General features: G+C 60.6%; 18 protein-coding genes. 2 read left to right on the plus strand and 16 right to left on the minus strand.

Annotated features, from left to right (window positions below):
- Positions 1-26 precede the first annotated feature (26 nt).
- The 12 genes from DEJ22_RS09290 to DEJ22_RS09345 all read right to left on the minus strand — a co-directional run bounded on the left by DEJ22_RS09290 (position 27) and on the right by DEJ22_RS09345 (position 9,769).
- Complete coding sequence (locus DEJ22_RS09290) at positions 27-449, minus strand: hypothetical protein (RefSeq protein ID WP_146241678.1); 423 nt, start codon at positions 447-449, stop codon at positions 27-29.
- Complete coding sequence (locus DEJ22_RS09295) at positions 446-913, minus strand: hypothetical protein (protein WP_111226281.1); 468 nt, start codon at positions 911-913, stop codon at positions 446-448. Before DEJ22_RS09295 ends, DEJ22_RS09290 begins: the two co-directional genes overlap by 4 nt.
- On the minus strand, positions 910-1,347 hold the full coding sequence (locus DEJ22_RS09300) for a hypothetical protein (RefSeq protein ID WP_146241679.1): 438 nt from the start codon (positions 1,345-1,347) through the stop codon (positions 910-912). Before DEJ22_RS09300 ends, DEJ22_RS09295 begins: the two co-directional genes overlap by 4 nt.
- A gap of 37 nt (positions 1,348-1,384) precedes the next feature.
- Positions 1,385-2,524 carry a hypothetical protein gene (locus DEJ22_RS09305; protein WP_111226283.1) on the minus strand — a complete coding sequence of 380 codons (1,140 nt, stop codon included), beginning with the start codon at positions 2,522-2,524 and terminating at the stop codon, positions 1,385-1,387.
- Positions 2,525-3,361 carry a phage distal tail protein gene (locus tag DEJ22_RS09310; RefSeq protein ID WP_111226284.1) on the minus strand — a complete coding sequence of 279 codons (837 nt, stop codon included), beginning with the start codon at positions 3,359-3,361 and terminating at the stop codon, positions 2,525-2,527.
- Positions 3,358-6,024 (minus strand): tape measure protein, encoded by a 2,667-nt coding sequence (locus DEJ22_RS09315; protein ID WP_111226285.1) that lies wholly within the window; start codon positions 6,022-6,024, stop codon positions 3,358-3,360. Before DEJ22_RS09315 ends, DEJ22_RS09310 begins: the two co-directional genes overlap by 4 nt.
- 278 nt (positions 6,025-6,302) lie before the next feature.
- Positions 6,303-6,602, minus strand: coding sequence for a hypothetical protein (locus DEJ22_RS09320; RefSeq protein WP_111226286.1), 300 nt, complete (start codon positions 6,600-6,602; stop codon positions 6,303-6,305).
- A gap of 100 nt (positions 6,603-6,702) precedes the next feature.
- Positions 6,703-7,662 carry a phage tail tube protein gene (locus tag DEJ22_RS09325; protein WP_111226287.1) on the minus strand — a complete coding sequence of 320 codons (960 nt, stop codon included), beginning with the start codon at positions 7,660-7,662 and terminating at the stop codon, positions 6,703-6,705.
- Positions 7,655-7,855 (minus strand): hypothetical protein, encoded by a 201-nt coding sequence (locus DEJ22_RS09330; protein ID WP_146241680.1) that lies wholly within the window; start codon positions 7,853-7,855, stop codon positions 7,655-7,657. Before DEJ22_RS09330 ends, DEJ22_RS09325 begins: the two co-directional genes overlap by 8 nt.
- A 42-nt stretch (positions 7,856-7,897) precedes the next feature.
- Positions 7,898-8,407 carry a hypothetical protein gene (locus DEJ22_RS09335; protein WP_111226288.1) on the minus strand — a complete coding sequence of 170 codons (510 nt, stop codon included), beginning with the start codon at positions 8,405-8,407 and terminating at the stop codon, positions 7,898-7,900.
- On the minus strand, positions 8,400-8,858 hold the full coding sequence (locus tag DEJ22_RS09340; RefSeq protein WP_111226289.1) for a phage virion morphogenesis protein: 459 nt from the start codon (positions 8,856-8,858) through the stop codon (positions 8,400-8,402). The genes DEJ22_RS09335 and DEJ22_RS09340 overlap by 8 nt, the downstream gene beginning before the upstream one ends.
- Positions 8,858-9,769 carry a phage protein Gp36 family protein gene (locus DEJ22_RS09345; RefSeq protein WP_111226290.1) on the minus strand — a complete coding sequence of 304 codons (912 nt, stop codon included), beginning with the start codon at positions 9,767-9,769 and terminating at the stop codon, positions 8,858-8,860. Before DEJ22_RS09345 ends, DEJ22_RS09340 begins: the two co-directional genes overlap by 1 nt.
- Positions 9,770-9,841: 72 nt before the next feature.
- On the opposite strand from DEJ22_RS09345, the gene DEJ22_RS09350 reads away from it, so the two are divergent.
- Both DEJ22_RS09350 and DEJ22_RS09355 read left to right on the plus strand, forming a co-directional pair.
- Complete coding sequence (locus tag DEJ22_RS09350) at positions 9,842-10,414, plus strand: hypothetical protein (protein WP_146241682.1); 573 nt, start codon at positions 9,842-9,844, stop codon at positions 10,412-10,414.
- A 35-nt stretch (positions 10,415-10,449) separates the two neighbouring features.
- Complete coding sequence (locus DEJ22_RS09355; protein WP_146241683.1) at positions 10,450-11,052, plus strand: hypothetical protein; 603 nt, start codon at positions 10,450-10,452, stop codon at positions 11,050-11,052.
- A 25-nt stretch (positions 11,053-11,077) separates the two neighbouring features.
- Here DEJ22_RS09355 and DEJ22_RS09360 read toward each other — a convergent pair whose 3' ends face one another.
- The 4 genes from DEJ22_RS09360 to DEJ22_RS09375 are packed head-to-tail and all read right to left on the minus strand — an operon-like array spanning position 11,078 to position 13,877.
- Positions 11,078-11,371: a DUF7210 family protein gene (locus DEJ22_RS09360; RefSeq protein WP_111226293.1), complete on the minus strand. Its 294-nt coding sequence runs from the start codon at positions 11,369-11,371 to the stop codon at positions 11,078-11,080.
- Between the two features lie 14 nt (positions 11,372-11,385).
- Positions 11,386-12,330 carry a major capsid protein gene (locus DEJ22_RS09365; RefSeq protein ID WP_111226294.1) on the minus strand — a complete coding sequence of 315 codons (945 nt, stop codon included), beginning with the start codon at positions 12,328-12,330 and terminating at the stop codon, positions 11,386-11,388.
- 29 nt (positions 12,331-12,359) lie between these two features.
- Positions 12,360-12,752, minus strand: coding sequence for a capsid cement protein (locus tag DEJ22_RS09370; protein ID WP_146241684.1), 393 nt, complete (start codon positions 12,750-12,752; stop codon positions 12,360-12,362).
- Positions 12,753-12,767: 15 nt separating this feature from the next.
- Positions 12,768-13,877, minus strand: coding sequence for a phage protease (locus DEJ22_RS09375; protein WP_181430680.1), 1,110 nt, complete (start codon positions 13,875-13,877; stop codon positions 12,768-12,770).
- Between the last annotated feature and the right edge of the window lie 10 nt (positions 13,878-13,887).

A 13,887-nucleotide genomic window follows, 5' to 3' on the forward strand; every position in this document is an offset into this window, starting at 1 on the left:
AATATAAAACACGCTGCGGCTTTTGCCTAGGCGATTTGCACGGCTGTCCACGTCGCATCTGACACCGACTGGAAGACGAAACGATAAGGTACTTGTTCGTCCTTGTTTCTATTGGACTTGATCCACGCGTGCCATTTCTGAACTCCGTTGACAGGCTTGAGCGGAGTGATGATCGCCGGCGACGCCCCAACGACCATGTCTATAGCTTCGATGCCGATGACGATCACGGGGTTTGAGATGGCCGACTTGGGAGTGACGGTGACTTCCACGCAAGCGGCTCCTCCGGTCGGAACGAACACCGTGACGTCCGCCGTCTTTTTGCGCAGCCATCGAACGCCGAAATTACTCGTTCCGAAGGATTGCAGACCCTTCATGTCGTCCAGCGTCTGACGCAGGTAATGCAGTCTTTCTACGAGCTGATTTTCGCTCGTCCTGTCCAGGCGCGTCATAGGACCCTCGCGACGCTCACGATGACCGGAGTCGTCGCGTAGGCGATGTACTTGAACCAAAAGCTCTGAGTCGGCGTCGCGGCTCTCGTGGTGATCCGGTAGTAATACTCGATGCTCGACCCGCCGAGTCCCGGGCTCTGCCCCGCGGTCACGGCCAGCGCGGTAGCGCCGGTGTCTTCGAAGAGGGTTGACTGAGTGGGGGTGAACAGCTGCGGCACCACTTGAGAGTGGAAGCGGGTCTCTCCGTCCGCAGCGCTGCGCGCGACCGAGAAGATCGCGACCGCATAGTTCGCCCCGGGCGCGGCGTTGAAGGTACCGGACAAATCGAACTGGTTCGCCGACTGGGTTTCGTACATCACCGCTTCGACGTATTGATTGCCCGTTTTGAGTTCCCGCACCGCGTCTTCGAGGCTCTTGATGCGGGCTATCAGCGACTCTTCCTCGCTTCTGTTCAACCTGTTCATACCGCCGTTATCTCCAGCGTCCCTTTACAGGAAGCGATGACGAAGAACTTGAAGGACAGGTTGACCGGTGCAGAACCCGCATAGACGTCGATCGTGTAGTCGTATTCTTGCGCGCCGATGGAACTCCACCGCTCGGTCAAGATGCGCGTGTAATAAAGCAGGTACCCCCGGCCCAAGCTGTCCAGCACTCCGTAGCGTCCGAGCTTGGTCGTGCCGTCGTACACGTCCGCAGACGCCCACACGATCGGCGCGGCTTGTGTACCGTCCGCCTTCCAGACGATGCTCCATCGGGCGCTGGTATTGGCCGGGACGGTGAAGTTGGCAACGTCGCGCGTACCTGGCAATGCGGTCTGTACGGCTTTGGTCGTCAGCGTGCGGGGGATGCTCTGTCGGCTGCGAAGCTCTCGCACGTCGGCGTCGAGACGGTTCATCATGACGCGCAGCGCCTCGTGGTCCTGTCGGTCAACAACGTCACTCACCCTGGCTCACCCCGAACGAGTCGAACGTCAGCTGTACGGCGCTCTCAAAATCGTTCTCGTCGATCGTCACGTCCACCTGTTCGATCCGGTAGAGCCCGTTCACGTTGTCGAGCCACTTGTGATCCATCACGCGCAGCGGCACGCGGTCGCCGGGAACGAGGAAGGCGTTCGCCGGGATCTCTTTGCCGGTGATCGTCACGACGGGAAGCTCGAGGATGTCCTTGGCCTGGTCGACCTCCGTCTGAGTGTTCACGTCCAAGGTGTCCTGCAGGACGACGCTGTTGAACTGGACCACCTTCTCGCGGACGTAGTAGTTGACCTGGCTGATGACGTCGCCCTTGGTACTGCTCAGCTGGTCGGAGCCGAACCCGGAGCCGACGCCGTAGATCTTGTTGAACAGAGTCAACGCGCTGCGGGACATCGCGAAGCCGGCGACGTTGCCGAGCGCTCCCCCGTAGATGAGGTTGACGTCCAGCCGGCGGGCGCCGATCTGCGAGTAGGTCCGGAAGTTCTTCATGTAGTCGAAGCCGAAGTCGAACGGAGAGTCGCTCAACTGGGCGAGCTCCTGGATCTTGGACTTCACTTCGTCGGACTGGTAGGTGCGGTCGCTGAGCTTGCCCGTCCCGTACTGATTGGAAGCGATCGTCATACCGACGCTTCCGTTCGGTTGAGCCTGCGTCGTGGCGATGAGGTCGGCGGCGATGGCCGTGCGCTCGGTCTGCGTGTAGGTCTTCGTCACGTAGCGGTCCTTGAGCAGGTTCAAGTAGCCCGTCGCGGTGATCGTGACGATGTAGTTCTGACCCGTGCCTCCGATCGATCCGGCGCGCGAGTTGTCCTGCTGGAGGTTGAAGCTGACGTCGACGACCTGCGTGCCGAACAGGTAGACCCCGTTGCGCTTCACTTTGACGTCGGTGACGTACGGAGCGATGAGCACCTTGGGGTCCGCTCCCCCGAGCGCGTTGGCGCAATAGCTCTCGAACGCGAACAGGTCGAGAGAGAACGTCAGCTGTTCGGCTTCGTTCCTGGTGAGCGTGAACTGGCGATTGAAGGCGAGGGCGCTGATGTCAGCGATCCTCTGTCCGTCCTTGGTCCATAGTTCGAACTCGTAGACGCGCTGCTGTCCCAGGTCCATCTAGATGCCCCTGAAGCCGCTTCTCCAAGAGAAGGTGCCCGTTACGGTGTCCGAGCCGTTGGTCGTCGTCAGCTTGATCGAGTTGCCGCCGGGAAGCAGAGGGAACCAGCTGCTCGTCGGCGTCAGGTAGGCGAGGATCGATCCTCCGTTGAGCAGGACCGTGCGGTTGTACATGTCGATCGTCACGACGTCGCCCGCCGAAGTGGTGAGCCCCTGCAAGGTAAAGAACTGGTTCGTGCTGACGTTCGTGATCGTGGGGTTCGTCATCGGACCGGTGAGCGTGATGACAGGGAAGACGGCGACGTTGCCGGAGTTGACGATGCTCGTAGGGAGTCCGCCCGGACGCCACTTGACCGGGTTCCAGGCGATAGGCCACACCACGCCGCCGCCCGAGACGGGAGAAATGGCCGCCGTGTTCAGGCCGCCCGAGTTGTCGTAGATGGTCGGATCGGGTGCGACGAGCGTCAGCGTGAACGGAGCCTGCCGCCACGAACGGACGATCGGCATGTCCAAGCTGTCCAAGTACGCGTAGACGAGGTACTGGTTGCCAGCGTCCGTCGTGATCGTCAGAAGCACTGAGCCGGTCGCTACGGCCGTTTCGAACGCGCGGCGGGTGTTTTCCAATCCGAACACGTCGTCGGCCCACACGCGGCCCGTGAACGTGATCAGGCGCGCTCCGTAGAACTGCGCTCCCACGTAGCCGCCGTTGCGGCCCGAATAATTGCCGCTGCTGGTTCTGACCGGTGCCATAGAGAGCCCTTCGACGGGCTCGTCGAGATAGACGCGGTTTGCCGCGCTCGGGTCGTTCAGTTTGAATCCATTTACTCCTACGATCATCGTGTTGCTAGCTTTCGACCGATAAGCGACAGGAACTTCTGCTCGTCCAAGTTGTTGTGGATGTGCAGCCCGCCTTCAATGACGAGTCCTCCGCGGTCATTAGTTTGTTGTTGTTTCGGCAGTCCGGTCGATTGGTCGACGTCCTTCTTCGGCACGACGTACTCGCCCTTGTGAACGACTCCGGCGATCTCATTGACCGGACCCGGACCCGTGTAGCCGCCCGTCGCGAACTTCGGAATCGGCAGGTTCATCAGCTGCGCGTCCGCTTTGAGCGCGTTCTGCGCGACTTGGTTGTACTTCGCCTTGTAATCGGCCGAATAGACGCCGGACGCTTGCACCTGGGCGTTGCGGTTCAAGATGTCCTGAGTCGCTTTGCTGTTGGCGGCAGCCGCGTCCTTGGCTCCTTGGATCGCGGCCTTCATGTTGTTGTAGGCAGTCATGACCGCCGCGATGGAAACGAGCGCGGCCCCGATCGCGATGGCAGGCATGACCAGCGGCGTGGCCAGGAGTGCCGAGAGTGCGCCCCACGTCGCGCTGGTGGTCGCTGCCGCCGTCGCCCACGCCCCGGCTGACAGTCCCGCTTGAGTGACTGCCGCGGCGGTCGTCACGACGAAAGCCGCGACCACTTTCGGAAGCTCGGTCACGACCCACGCGACTGACACCTTGACGGCGTTGGCGATCCAAGCCGCGCTCGCTACTGCCGCTTGCGCCGTGGCGCTGGCAGCCGTGGTCACGAAGCCGACGACGATCGTCGGAAGCTCGGTCGTCACCCATGCGAACGAAGATGTGGCTGCGGATGCCACCCAAGCCGCGGAGGCCGCGGCGGCATGAGCGACTGATTTGGCGGACGTGAGCAGCGTTGCGGCGACGATCTTCGGAAGCTGCGTGGTCACCCACGCGAAGGAGGCGCGTCCGGCGTTGAGGATCCAAGCCCAACCGGCGTCCGCAGCATGAGCCGCAACCTTGATCGATGTCACGCTGCTGGAGAGCAGGATCTTCGCGGACTCGAGCGCCCATGCGAGAGAGGCCTTCGCAGCGTTGAGAACCCAGGCGCTTCCGGCTACGACCGCGTGAGCGGCCATCTTGACCGAGTTCACCGCACCGGACGCGACCGTCTTGGCCAGGTTCGCTACCCATGCCGCTGACGCCGAAACGGCTCCCGCGACCCAACCCGCGCCGGCCGCGATGCCGGACGCCGCGATCTTGACGCCCTGTACTACTGCGAGGACGCCCGCACGGATGAGAGCGGGACCGAAGATCACGCCGAGCGTGATCGCAATGCCCTTGATCCAGCCCTCATACGACTTGTAGAAGTCGATGCCGTCCTTCACCCGGTCGCGCATCCAGTCGACGGCGTCTCCGCCCGCCTTCATCGCGTCAGAGAACTTGCCCTTGACGAACTCGACCGAGTCGTTCCAAGCGTCTTGGACTTGTCCCCACGCGTCCTTGAGCACGTCCGCTGCCTTGCCGACGATGTCGAACTTGGTTTGCAGGTATACGAGCCCGACCGCAAGCGCCGCGGCAGCCGCGATTCCGAGCGCTATAGGAGTGAGGCTCAGCGCGCTGAGGGCGAGGCCGATGGTCTGAGCGGCTTTGGCGAACGCCACCAGGTCGGTGATGACGTTGCCGATCTTGAACGCGACGAACGCGGAAGCGACGCCGATCAGTGCGAACTTGATCTCAGGGAGATGCGTGGCGCCCCACTTGATCCACTCGACGAGCTTCTGTCCAGCGCCTTCGACGAAGTTGGCGAGCCCGTTGCCGATCTGTTTCGCGGCGTTCTTGAGCTCCGGAGTCGACATGGCATCGGAGAAGCCCTGTACTGCCTTCGTCAAACGGTCGAAGAGCCCGCCCTGTTGAACGAGCACCGGAGAGCCGTCGTCGAACTTCGAGTAGTCGATGCCGATCAGTGAGAACGCGAGGGAACGGACGGAGCCGGTCAAGCCGCTGAGGCGGCCGGTCATCGTGTTGCTCATCTTCTCGATGGCGTCGGCCGGGACCATGCCGCGCATCGCCTCGTTGAACGTCTGCGCGGAGATCTCGCCGGCCGCCATCTTGTCGCGGACGTCGGTGATGGACACGCCGAGCTTCTTCGCCAGGGCGGTCGTGATCGGGACGCCGTTCTCGATCAGCTGGAGCGCGTCCTGCGCGTAGAGCTTGCCCGCGGCGTTGACCTGGCCGTACACGACGGCGAGGTTCGACCAGTTGGCACCCGTGGTAGCCACGAGCCCGCCGAGCGTCTGGATGTCGCCCTTCACGTCCTGAGCGGTGCGTCCGTAACCGAGCAGCGTCTTGGCGGCGGCAGTGACGTCAGGGAAGGCGAACGGAGTGCCGCGCGCGAAGTCGTAGAGATCGGTGAAGAGGTCTTTGGCCGTCTGGGCGTCGCCGGTGAGAGCCCGGAAGGAGGCCGCCGTATTCTGCAGCTGAGTGGCGCTGGCCAGGCCGAAGCCGACGAACGCGGTAGCGCTTCCGGCGACGATGGCCGTTGCCGCTTTGGCAGCCGTCCCGATGAAGTCGAAGTTGCTTTTGAAGCGTTCGGCCGCTTGCGAGGCGCTGCCCGTATCGCTCTCGACCTGTTGGAGATTTTTTCGAACCGAATCAGAGGCGGCCTTGCTGCCGCTCTCTTTCGTCTCAATCAGGATGCCGATGCGATTTTGTGCCACTCGTTATTCAATTGACAGTGTTTAGTTGTTGTTTCGCGCTTTCTGTCTTTCTTCGTCCAATTTAACACGCTCCTGGTCGAGTAGACAGAACCAAATGAACTCGTCCACGGCCTCTTCCGGCTCGCGCTCAAATTGAAGACGGGAGAGGTGAAACCTCTCCCTGTAGCGGTATTCGAGAACCGCGCGCACCACTTCCGGATCGGCGGAGTCGAGTTCGTTCCGTACGACGACCTTGCTGTATTGCTCCCAAAGGTCCGCGAACTGACGCCGCTGATCCTCTAGGCTTTTGGGGCGACGAACTTGCTCTGCGTGATCGTGGTGAAGATGTCAGTCAGGACCACTTTGCCGAAGTCGTCGAGGTCGTCGACCTCGGCTTCCACGTGCTCGCCGTCCACGACGACCGTGCCGCCCTTGAACGCGTGCTTCGCTGCTTCGCGGAAGACTTCTACCGTTCCGGCTTCGTCATCCTTGTGCAGCTTCTGCAGTTTGGCCTGCACCTCGTTGCTGTAATCGTTGCTCAAGGGTTGAAAACGGATGAACGTCTGGTCGTCGAATCCGTCGGCCAGGCCGTCAAGCAAGTAAGTTTTCGTTAGGTCCAATCGTGACATGTATGTGTTGCTCCAATTAAATAGTGCCCTTATTTACGCATAAGGGCACTTGAGAGTCAACGGTCAAGCTTTAAGCAGGAAGATAGCTTACCTGTGCGTTCGTGAGAACGGGAACCACCGTCTTTCCGGTGGTGTCAGGCTCGAAGTAGAGCGAGACCGTCTGGGTCACGATGTCGTCCAATCCCTTGTTCAGAGAGATTTCTCGGATGCGCACACGGTTGCCCGAGAGGACAAGTGTCTTCGTTCCGTTCGCGATCGTGATCTGAGCGGACTGAATCGAGTTGGCGAACCAGCCGTCTTCGAAGTCGGTGTTCTTGTAGCGCATCGTGATCTCGCCCTTCGCTTCCCAAGGGCCGCGGTCGAACTCCGCGTTGGAGTCGGTGCCGAGCGGGAAGAACGGATCGCCGGTCGAGCGGTCGAGGTTCAGCGTGACGCTGGTCGCGTCGATCACCGGAGCGGCTGCGATCCCCGCCTGGTTCGCAGCAAACTTGATCGAGACGTGCTTGCTGGTGAACTCGGTCTCAGGGACGAACGCCGCCGAAGTAGTGACGACCGAGCCGAGCCGCGCCTTCATCGGAGCGGAGACGGTGACCCATCCTCCTGCTTCCGCCTTCAGTTCGATGCTGTCGACTACCGCGTACGGGTGCCGCTTGCTGTGAGCCGGGCTGACCATGGAGAGGGTCGCCGTCTTCGGAACGGAGCTTGGAAGCACGTCGAAGGTGTGGTTGAAGAGTCCGCCGTTCGCTACGGAGCTGACGGAACCGAAGAGCAGGTAGAACAGGTAGCCGATGCCGATGTCCGTCACTTTGCCGCCGAGCGTGCCCGCATAAGAGCGCGCGACGATCTCGCTGTCGTTCACCTTGACGGGGTTTCCCATCGCGCTGTTGTTCTCGATGATGTTCAGGTTCGGCTGCAAGTCGTTGTCGAGCCATCGGTAGAAGATCTGCGGAGCTACCGGAACGCCGGGCGTGGTTTCGAGCCCGAGCCCGACCGCCTCGATCCGTCCGTCAAATTGCTGGTGGCTACTCATCGCTCTTCTCCTTTCCGGCTTGGTCGGCCGCTTCTTGTTGTTTCGCTACGATCGCGTCGTGCTTCTCCGTCGCTTCAGCGAGGGTTTCGGCTTGGACCGAGATGCCGGTGTAGGGGAAAGTGAAAGTCTTCGTCATGTCGACTTCCTCGGCTTCCGCCACCTTCTTGATAGGTTCTTCCTGTTTCTTAGTCATGCGGCCAATATAAAGCAAGCGCAATCATTTTAGAATAGGAAACTAATAGCGCACGTCGACCGAGTACTGGATGCCGAAGGTCACGTGGGCCTCGATCGTCATCAGCCCCGAATCGCGCGGCTGGATGCCGTATTCAGTGGTCATGTCGTCGGCTATCTCGTTCTGGTCGAGTCGTCCGAAGTCGCGGATCGCGCCTTTGACCGTCTGGTCCATGTAGTGACCGGTGGTTTCGTCGCGCCGGCCTACGATCGCCCGCAGTTTGCGCTGGGTCGGCGCGTCCAGGACTTCCTTGTCGTTCCGGTAGTCGTCCTTCTTGTCGAAGACGACCTTGATCAGGATCTGCTCTTCGATGTCGTCCTGGCTCATTGAGCCCTGGCTGGTGACGTCTTGGTTCTCGCTGACGATGACGCAAGGGAGGTCGAACGCGGCGATGTCTCCGGGGTCGTCGTCGAAGTAGCGCTTGAAGTACTCCCCGAAGCGGTCGCGAAGCAGATCGATCACCTTCGTGACGCGATCGCCGTAGTCGCCCGCCAGAGGGTCGAAATCAGACACCGGCCGACTCCATGTTCTTGCCGATGTTGTCAGCGATGAACTCGCCTACGCGCTGAGCGCGCGGAGCGTCGACGTCCATCGTGACGCGCTGAGGCACGCCCTCGCCGTTCTGGTGGAAGCGGAAGTAGAACCTGTCGTTGAACAGGAACACCGAGCTCTCTTTGGCGTCGAACTTGTAGCCGCGGTTCATCGCGCCGCTGCGAATGAGCGGAGGACGGCCGGGGAAGCGTCGCGCCTTGAGGGCCGCGTAGGAGGCGCTGAGAGGCTGCCAGGGCTTGCCGACGATCTGGCCTCGAGACGCGAACACCTCGCCGGAGAAGAACTGCGAGAGGTACTTGCCGGATGCGTTCATCGCCTGGCCGAGATTCAAGATGGTCGCCCCGAACTTCTGGAACCGGGACATGAACTCCCGGCTGCCGCTGACCTTGATCGTGACCGAGAAGTCAGCCATCAGAACCGCTGTCCGATCCCGAACATGCGCGGCTGATCGCCGAAGTCATAACTCACCCCCTCCGTGGTGGAGAGCGAGTTCCCGTCCGTGTCGGTCAGGGATGCGCCCTGGTTGGCGTACAGCTGCACTGAGGCGCGCGCTTCGTCGACGAGCTTCTGGTACTTCGAGCCGTAGGCGTTGAGCAGAAGGAAGGCTGCTGCAAGCTTCTCGGTCAGAACGCGCACCGCGTCGGGCACCGGCTTGAAGGGCGTCTCGTAGTAGTTCGCCAGGGCGGCGTTAATCTCTGCCTGCGCGGCTCGACGCTGCTGGTCCACGGCGGTGTCGCTCAGGTTGGTCGAGTTGGTGAAGCCCGCCTCGGCCCGGATGTCTCCGAGCGACGCGTAGCGCGCATAGTCATCCCCGCGGACGGCGGCAGACAGATCGAGCGGCGTCTCTTCGTCAGTGAGCTCGTTCCAGTTCGTGAGCAGGTACCAGTAGCCGGCACCCCCGCTTGGATCGGCGTAATAGGTGTCGGGCCGGTCCGCCTGGATCGCCCGGCTGGCCAGAGGGCTGAACGCCTCGATCAACGGCACCCTGCCGTCGACGTTGACTGCTCTGCGGATGCGCACCCGGTCGCCGAGCACGGCCGTGACGGGCTCAAAGCGCTTGTGTGCGCGTTCCAATGGCGCGGCCAGGTTCAGGGTCGTTTCATCGGCAACGGCCTCAACTACGGCCTTCTCGCAGCCGTCCAGGCCCGGTTCGCCCAAGTAGATCGACTGACCGGCAATGAAACCGGCCGTATCAGCCACGCTGACGGCGGAAGCCCCCTCCGCCGCGTCGAGAGCAAGCTCCGACCGTTCGGTGACGTTCTCGTTCCTGAATGACTTGACGAAGAGGGGTACTGGCATTGAGTTTCGTGTTTCCTTGAGCATCAATATGACACAGTGACTCCACTAATTGAATAGTAATGCGAGCGGCCCTCGCGGTTCTGCTACAGTCGCCCCATGCTCACGCCCGGGTCGGCCGTTCATCTGCACGCGGTCGGCCAAGCCGCTGCCCCGACCGCCCCTTGGTGGGGCGTTCCCGTCGTGGCGGGCTGCTTCCTGATCGTCGGCGCGATTCTGGGGTTCCTCTTCAATCGCCTCCAGGACAAACACAGAGCCAAGCGTGAAAAGCTCGAGCGTTGGGATCAGAACGTCCTCGACCACACTTCGCGCGTAGTTCTGTTGGCGGAGCGGTTCATCGCCGAAGCACATGAGCACGAACTGTCCACGCGCACCATGGCCGAAGCGGGGATCGCCCAGATGCACGCAGGCCAACCGGTAGCCCCACCTCCCGTGCCCGTTCCGACTCTTGCCCGATTCATGGACACCTACGAAGAGATCGCGAGCGAACTGACGTCGCTCCGGCTCATCGCTACCAGCAGCATCCGCGACGTGGCTCAGACGGTCAAAGACGAGGTCTGGCAGCTGATGATGACAACCGAGATGGCTGACATCTACGCCCGGGAGAGGACCGTCCGTACGTCCGTCGGTTCGCTCGAAACTGCGGTCCGGAGCCACTTCGGAATCGAGTGACTAGCGGGGCAAAGGGTGCGCGCTAGAGTCGCGGAGTGAGCCTCACTTCGGTACCAGGTGCGACGACGATTCCGACGCCCAGCCCGTCCCCCATCGTGGTGGAGCTGTCCAACCAGGCGTCAACTGCCCCTTGGTGGGGAGTACCAGTGATCGCCGGCATCTTCCTGCTCGCCGGTGCGTGCCTCGGGTACGTCTTCAACCGGTCGATGGATCGAAGGCGCAACCTCCGCGAAGACCAGATCCGCTGGCACACCGTCGTCCGGGAACTTGCCGCGGACATAGTGGCGCTCGGAGACGACCTAGCCTGGTCCGGCCGCGTGCTCGATTCGTTGCGCAATGACGACGGGGACATCGACGACGCCAAGCTCCCCGGCTACTCGGAGCAGCTCAAACGGTTCAGCGAGGACCTCCAGTCCATGTTCTCGAAAGCGAACCAATTGAACCTGCTCGTCGGCAGGGACATCGGCGATCCGATGTTCCTGTTCACCTACGTGTCCAGAGACGCCTCAAAGGTTCCCGACGACGACGAAGAGCGGAAGCTCATCAGGACCACGCATAAGAAGTTCAAGGACGACTTCATCGCTGCAGTCCGCAAGTACCTCGAACTAGACACGGAGCAAACAAAAAGAGCCCCGTAGGGCTCCGTTTGGCGCGTAGGACCGATTAGTCCTGTTTTACTGCACGTGCGGCCGCGATGGCCTCCACGATCTGATCGCGCTTGCTGTCGCCGTTGATTCCTTCCAGGACGAGCCCTTCGGATTCAGCTTCGGCCAGCAGTTCGGCTTTGGTCTTCGGTTTTTCTTCGATGACTTCCGCTTCTTGAGCGTGGCGGCCTTTGGTCGCGACGCCCGCTTCGATGAGGGCGTCGGCCTGGTCGGTCTTCAGTTCGATCGACTGGCCCTTCGTGTAGATTTCGCCGTCGTGTTCAATGTTCGTGAGTGCTTTTACTGAAACCATGTTGATGTTCCTTCCTACGCCACAGCGTTCTTGATTAGTGAGAACAGTTCGCTCGCGAAGAGCATCTGGTCGTAGTAGTCGTTGTTGCGGACGTACGTGCCCTTAGGGTCGTTCTCATCCCACTTGTCGACGTACTTGCCATCGCGGAGAACGAGCGTGTAACCGCCGTTTACAGCGCGCAGGGAAGGCGTTCCCTGGACGAAGCCGATGATGATGTCCTTGCCCCAGACTGATGTCGGAGTTCCGGTCTGCCCTTCGGTCGTCGCGTCGTACATGGCAGCGCCTACGAACACCTGGGTGATTCCGTAAGGAGCGAAAAGCTTGATGAAGTCGGCGGTGCCGACTACGCCGGTCTGCGTGTACTTGATGCGTTCGAGGATCTTCGGGTGGTCGACGAGCTGAAGCCAGACGTCCCAGCCGAAAGCGATCGTGTTAGGACGCTTGAACGACGTGTTGCGTTGCTGGATGATGCGGTTCTTGATCGTGACGAACGGATCGGAGTTCGCGTAGTCGCTGAACTGGCTCGTGCCCGAAAGGGTGATGTTGTTCGTGACGATCGAAGTGTCGCGCAGCATTGTAGCCAGGCTGATTTCCTCGGCGAGCGTCATGACTTCGTTAAGGTTTTCGACAGAGTCGCTTTCGATGTTCAACGGCGAGTCGACGAACTTGTATTCGTCCTTGCTGATGAAGTCTTTCAACGCGTGCTCTTGAAGAGGACCGAAGTCTTTCAGAGACTTGCCGAAGGTGATCTCAGAAGTCTTGCTGCGACCCGTACGGAGATCGATGTTCGTACCGCCAGCGCGCAGGTTGTCTTTGTTGTACGCCCAGTATTTGCCGGTCGGTTTGTCGACGACGATCACTGGGAACAGTTTGCGAGCAATGAAATCGTCCGAGCCGTTGGTGTACTTCTGACTCAGGCTGGTCAGTACTGGGTCGACGTATGATTGTCCGGTTGCCATATTCAGTTTTCCTTTGTGGATTTAGTTGTTTAGTACAGGAGCGAGAGCTTGTCGTATTCGAGTACGTCGCCCGCTGCTGCTGCTGCGCGTGCTCGACCGAACACGCGGACCGACGGTTGAGCGCCAGCTGTTGATTGGACCGCGGTGACAGCCTTGCCGCTCGCGTCTGATGTCAAGAGGGCGTCCTTCGCGATCGTCCCCCCGGCCAGAACTTTGAAAGTTCCCGATCCGTTGAGGTTCGCGACGTCTGCCGTCTCCGTTGCTTTAGGCGCGTTCGCCAGGACGCCACGGATGTTGTCCGTAGGTCCGGTAGCGAGGATGTACTGTCCGAGCGCGTCAGTCTTCACGATGAAGTACTGTTTCGCGGTCAGATCTGCACCCGCTTGTCGGCTGTCGTAGTCACCTTGTCGAAATGATGTCATGTGATTCCTTTCCTTTTACTTTCGTTCTTCGTCGACCGCTTTGCTCAGAGCTTTGTCTGATGCGAGGACAGTCTTCATCGCTTCGTTCAAGCGGGTTTTGCCTTGTGAGTCCGCGACGATCTTCTCCGCGCGGGTCATGAGCTGTTCGGTAGCGGTGCCTTCAGGCGTTCCGCCTTTGCCGATCTCGTCGGCGTTGATGTCTTTGTTGACCGGGAGGCCGTTCAGGAAGCTTTCGAGCGCCGGGCGAGATTCACCGGATGCCAGAAGGATCTTCACGAGATCTGCCTTTTGATCGCTTTTCACTTGGCCGGCTTCGATGCGAGCGTCAGCGAAAGTGCTTGCTTCCGTTTGAGCGAGCTTTTCAGCCGCTTCGACGCCGCGCTGAGCGTTGGCACGGAGCGTCGCGAGTTCGTCGGCGCCGATGTGCACCTGTTTGTCGTTCGCTTCGACTTTCGTTTCAGTCTTGATGCCGAACTTAGTCAGTTCCTCAGCAGACAGTTGGTCTTTGTGTTCTTCGAGGAAAGCGCGGTGCTCGTCTTTGAGAGCGCTTGCTTCCATCGTTCGGACGTCTTCGAGTTTCAAACTCATAGGTTCTCCTTCTGTTCTTTTATTGCTGCTGCCTTGAATCTCCGAGGCCGCGACCTTCTTGAGCTTCTTGAACAACGGACGGTTGGTCAGCCCCGCGCCGGTAAGGACGTTCGGGACCATGTGCCACTCTTCCTCTGGGTCTTCCCAGGGCAGGGCCCGTGGGTTGAACTCCGGAGAGATGTAGCGAAACTCGCCCTCCACGATTGCTTTCTGACCCGCAGGGGTCCATTCGATGTCTGCCAATAGCGACAAGACTCCGTTGACGTCTTCGGCGCGCACGTTGAAGAGCCACCCTGCGGCTTTCTCACCGCCGTAGTGGCTGTAGTTGATAGGGGCTTTGCCTTCGGAGTCGTCAGGCAGGCCCACGTTCGCGGCAAAGTTCGTGGCGAACGCGCGGATGTCGCTTTCGGTCAACTCGAAGTCGCCGTGCCACGGTGTGTTCCAGTTGCCCGCGTGCAGCAGTTGGATGGTCTTGGGAAGACCGCCCTGATCGTCGGCTTTTATCTGAATCTGTCGGATGAACTTGTTGTTTGCCATTGCTGCCATG

Origin of the sequence: Curtobacterium sp. MCSS17_007, assembly GCF_003234175.2 — a bacterium.
GTDB lineage: Bacteria > Actinomycetota > Actinomycetes > Actinomycetales > Microbacteriaceae > Curtobacterium.

Bases quoted from the DNA above. Each gene is read 5' to 3' on its own strand.
- DEJ22_RS09350 (WP_146241682.1), top strand. From the start codon at position 9,842: ATGCTCACGCCCGGGTCGGCCGTTCATCTGCACGCGGTCGGCCAAGCC.
- DEJ22_RS09295 (WP_111226281.1), bottom strand. From the start codon at position 913: ATGAACAGGTTGAACAGAAGCGAGGAAGAGTCGCTGATAGCCCGCATC.
- DEJ22_RS09345 (WP_111226290.1), bottom strand. From the start codon at position 9,769: ATGCTCAAGGAAACACGAAACTCAATGCCAGTACCCCTCTTCGTCAAG.
- DEJ22_RS09300 (WP_146241679.1), bottom strand. From the start codon at position 1,347: ATGATGAACCGTCTCGACGCCGACGTGCGAGAGCTTCGCAGCCGACAG.
- DEJ22_RS09375 (WP_181430680.1), bottom strand. From the start codon at position 13,877: ATGGCAAACAACAAGTTCATCCGACAGATTCAGATAAAAGCCGACGAT.
- DEJ22_RS09330 (WP_146241680.1), bottom strand. From the start codon at position 7,855: ATGACTAAGAAACAGGAAGAACCTATCAAGAAGGTGGCGGAAGCCGAG.
- DEJ22_RS09325 (WP_111226287.1), bottom strand. From the start codon at position 7,662: ATGAGTAGCCACCAGCAATTTGACGGACGGATCGAGGCGGTCGGGCTC.
- DEJ22_RS09340 (WP_111226289.1), bottom strand. From the start codon at position 8,858: ATGGCTGACTTCTCGGTCACGATCAAGGTCAGCGGCAGCCGGGAGTTC.
- DEJ22_RS09365 (WP_111226294.1), bottom strand. From the start codon at position 12,330: ATGGCAACCGGACAATCATACGTCGACCCAGTACTGACCAGCCTGAGT.
- DEJ22_RS09290 (WP_146241678.1), bottom strand. From the start codon at position 449: ATGACGCGCCTGGACAGGACGAGCGAAAATCAGCTCGTAGAAAGACTG.
- DEJ22_RS09305 (WP_111226283.1), bottom strand. From the start codon at position 2,524: ATGGACCTGGGACAGCAGCGCGTCTACGAGTTCGAACTATGGACCAAG.
- DEJ22_RS09370 (WP_146241684.1), bottom strand. From the start codon at position 12,752: ATGACATCATTTCGACAAGGTGACTACGACAGCCGACAAGCGGGTGCA.
- DEJ22_RS09360 (WP_111226293.1), bottom strand. From the start codon at position 11,371: ATGGTTTCAGTAAAAGCACTCACGAACATTGAACACGACGGCGAAATC.
- DEJ22_RS09310 (WP_111226284.1), bottom strand. From the start codon at position 3,361: ATGATCGTAGGAGTAAATGGATTCAAACTGAACGACCCGAGCGCGGCA.